The 409-nt window shown below is 63.3% G+C and carries 1 protein-coding gene; it reads right to left on the bottom strand.

Annotated elements, in window-relative coordinates:
• Positions 1–409: SDR family NAD(P)-dependent oxidoreductase (locus tag AC1D0P_RS30760; RefSeq protein ID WP_477680195.1), on the bottom strand; the 409-nt coding region annotated here is incomplete at both ends.

The following is a 409-nucleotide window of genomic DNA, read 5'->3' as shown; positions in this document are numbered from 1 at the left end:
GTACCAGGCGCCGAGCAGGGTATAGATCTTGCCGCCCATGGAGGTGATGTTGACGATCGTCCCGGCGCCTTTTTGGCGCATGGCCGGCAGCAGCAGCTGGGTCAGCCGTGCGGGGCCGAACATGTTCACTTCGAATTGATAGCGGGCCTCTTCGAGGCCGATATCCTCGACCGGGCCGTAGAGGCCAAAGCCGGCATTGTTGACCAGGACATCGACGCCACCGGCTTCGGTCAGAATGGTCTGGACGGCGGCCTGGATCTCATCGTCCCGGGAAATGTCCATGCTGAGCGGCTTGGCGCCGAGCCGGGCAAGGTCATCCATCTTGTCGACCTGGCGGGCGGCCACGTAAACCTTATAGCCGTCGGTGATGAGCCGCTTGGCGATCGCCTTGCCCATGCCGGAGGATGCC

The sequence above is a fragment of the Polaromonas sp. P1_G2 genome, from assembly GCF_056405515.1.
The sequence above is the reverse complement of the archived record's forward strand: the minus strand, read 5'-3'. Positions and strand labels throughout refer to the sequence as shown.